Below are 2,687 nucleotides of genomic sequence, written 5' to 3' on the forward strand. Positions count from 1 at the left end.
CCAACACGAATCCAAGGCTTGTTGGTCTTTTCAGGGAAATGATACCAACAAATGCGCCGGATACCAACAAACCGCATCGGACGACACCGGACAATAGAAACGAAAAAAGGCCCGGAAAACCGGACCTTTTTCTGAAATCTCGGACTGAACTGGATTGTCCAAGATCAAAATTTGGTGCCCAGGAGAGGACTCGAACCTCCACGCCCGTAAGGGCACTAGCACCTGAAGCTAGCGCGTCTACCAGTTCCGCCACCTGGGCTGTGAGGGGGGCTTGTAAGGGCCGTTCTTGCCCTTGTCAATCACTGAATGACACTTTTTTTGTTCATTCACACGCAGCCCTTCACACGCACCGCACAAAGGGCTAAGAGACAGGGTGAATTACCGGCGGAACTTCGGGGCTGGGACCTTGGGCCGGACACTTTTTGGACGCGACAGAAGGCATTGCAGGATGTCCACACCTCTTAATGGCAAACTCGTCACGGTATTCGGCGGCTCCGGATTTTTGGGCCGGCACATCGTTCAGGCGCTGGCCCGGCGCGGCTATCGCGTGCGTGCCGCCGTCCGGCGTCCGGATCTTGCGACACACTTGCAGCCGCTCGGCACACCGGGCCAGATCATGCCCGTTCAAGCCAACCTGCGTTACCGTTGGTCCGTCGACCGTGCTGTTGCCGGCGCCGGCGCCGTTGTCAACGCCGTCGGCATACTGGCGCCTTCCGGCAAGCAGTCCTTCGATGCTGTCCAGGCCTTCGGCCCGCGGGCCATCGCTGAAGCGGCCCGTGCCGCCGGTCTTGATTCGATCACGCATATTTCCGCCATCGGTGCGAATGCCGACAGCTCTTCGGCCTATGCCCGCTCCAAGTCAGCCGGCGAAGCCGGCGTTCTGGAAACCTTGCCCGGCAGCGTCATCCTCCGCCCGTCCATCGTGTTCGGTCCGGAAGACAATTTCTTCAACCAGTTTGCCGATATGGCCCGCTTCTCCCCGGTCCTGCCGCTGATCGGCGGCGGCCAGACGAAGTTCCAGCCCGTCTATGTCTGCGACGTCGCCGAGGCGGTCGCCCGCGCGGTCGACGGAGAGCTGACGGCAGGGGCCACATACGAACTCGGCGGCCCGGAAGTGAAGAGCTTCAAGGAGTGCCTTGAAGACATGCTCGCGGTCACGCGCCGGTCGCGCACCTTGCTACCAATTCCCTTCCCGATCGCCTCCGCTCTCGGAAAGGTCCTGCAGCTGGTTCCCGGCGCCCCGCTGACGGCCGATCAGGTCGAGTTGCTGAAGTCCGACAATGTGGTTTCCGATGCCGCCAAGACGGAGGGCCGAACCCTGGAAGGCCTCGGCATCAAGCCGGCGACACTCGCCGCAATCCTGCCAACCTACCTCGACCGCTTCCGTGAACACGGCCAGTACGACGCCCACCGGGCGGTCTGAATACGGTCGGAAATCGATTTTCAGAACGGGTCCTCAGGGGCCCGTTTTTCTTTATTACCCGGTTGCGGCATGCACCCGAACCAGACCCTCTTTGCCAGTCTGCGAAACGCGCAACATGTCCGGCGGCCGACAGGGGAAGATCAGCCGCCGGATGCGGTTATTGCCTCTCTCTTGCGCGGATACTGTCCTTGTGAATTTCGAGATCACCGAATTCGGTTCGAAACAGACCAATGTCCTTAAGCTCCCTTTCGCTCAGACGAGACAGGGCACGATCAGTCGTCCGGCGGAGGTAATACCTGCGAAGTCCTTCGGCAACAGCACGAATGGCATCCAGCAATAGACCGCGGCTATGGGCACGGTTGCGAAAAACGGTTTCAATCTCAAGGCTCATCTCTCTTCTCCTGGGGAACGATAGCGGTCCACTTCCTGGGGACGAGACAAAGATGACGGATCAATCCTGACAACTGCGAGTCATGTTTGATCCCGTTCTGTTCCCGGGGTAAGATTTTTTTTCGAAGAATCTCGACGGACCCGCTTCATGAATCCGATTGAACGTGCCCTCGGCATCCTGTTGATGCTGACGGGCGGCAAACTCGTGTCGGCCACGTCCCTGGCCGAACGCTTTCAGGTTTCCCACCGGACGATCTACCGGGATATCGACCGGTTGATCGCACTCGGCGTTCCGGTCGATGCAGAGCGCGGTGCCGAAGGCGGCTACCGGCTCGCCAGCGGTTACATCCAGCCGCCGGTCGCCCTGACCCGCAACGAGACCGCCGCTCTTCTGGCGGCAATGGCCCTGGTGCGCTCCAGCCGGACGGTCCCGCTCGCAGGCGACCTCGCCTCGGCGGAAAAGAAGCTGCTCGCCTCCCTGCCCAAGTCCGTCCATGGCCTGTTGAAGGAAGCAGACCGCATTGTCGGCATCGAGCCTATCCCGCCGGACATCTTTCATTCCGGCACCAAGGCGGAACCGACGGAAGACTGGCAGACGGCGCTGGACGGCTTCATGGCCGGCATTTTGGATAGCAAGCGCGTGCGATTCGACCATGTGAACCCGGCTCGCAGGACCGTGAAGGCTCACGATGTCGAACCCTATGGTGTCATGTTCGACCGGGACCTTTGGTATCTCGCCGGGCGCTGCGTCGACACGGATCTCCTGAAGGTCTACCGGGCCGACCGGGTACGGAATCTTGAAATCAGCGGGCTGTTCTTCCGGCCGGACAGGAATTTCTCGATCCAGAACCTGCTCGGCGGCGCCTGGCTCTCC

At 60.7% G+C, this 2,687-nt stretch carries 3 protein-coding genes and 1 tRNA gene; 2 read left to right on the forward strand and 2 right to left on the reverse strand.

Annotated features, from left to right (window positions below):
- Nucleotides 1–172 precede the first annotated feature (172 nt).
- Nucleotides 173–259, reverse strand: a tRNA-Leu gene (locus tag ACQY7U_RS22855).
- Between the two features lie 189 nt (nt 260–448).
- Here ACQY7U_RS22855 and ACQY7U_RS22860 point away from each other — a divergent pair.
- Nucleotides 449–1,423, forward strand: a complete 975-nt coding sequence (locus tag ACQY7U_RS22860) for a complex I NDUFA9 subunit family protein (RefSeq protein ID WP_428649834.1) — start codon at nt 449–451, stop codon at nt 1,421–1,423.
- A 157-nt stretch (nt 1,424–1,580) separates the two neighbouring features.
- Here ACQY7U_RS22860 and ACQY7U_RS22865 read toward each other — a convergent pair whose 3' ends face one another.
- Nucleotides 1,581–1,814, reverse strand: a complete 234-nt coding sequence (locus ACQY7U_RS22865; protein WP_428649836.1) for a DUF1127 domain-containing protein — start codon at nt 1,812–1,814, stop codon at nt 1,581–1,583.
- Nucleotides 1,815–1,961: 147 nt separating this feature from the next.
- Here ACQY7U_RS22865 and ACQY7U_RS22870 point away from each other — a divergent pair.
- Nucleotides 1,962–2,687, forward strand: a 726-nt coding sequence (locus ACQY7U_RS22870) for a helix-turn-helix transcriptional regulator (protein ID WP_428649839.1), incomplete at its 3' end; no start/stop codon positions are given.

The organism is Roseibium sp., from assembly GCF_050301095.1.
Lineage (GTDB): Bacteria > Pseudomonadota > Alphaproteobacteria > Rhizobiales > Stappiaceae > Roseibium.

Excerpts from the sequence above, each read along its gene's own strand:
- ACQY7U_RS22860 (WP_428649834.1), top strand. The coding sequence starts at position 449 with ATGTCCACACCTCTTAATGGCAAACTCGTCACGGTATTCGGCGGCTCC.
- ACQY7U_RS22865 (WP_428649836.1), bottom strand. The coding sequence starts at position 1,814 with ATGAGCCTTGAGATTGAAACCGTTTTTCGCAACCGTGCCCATAGCCGC.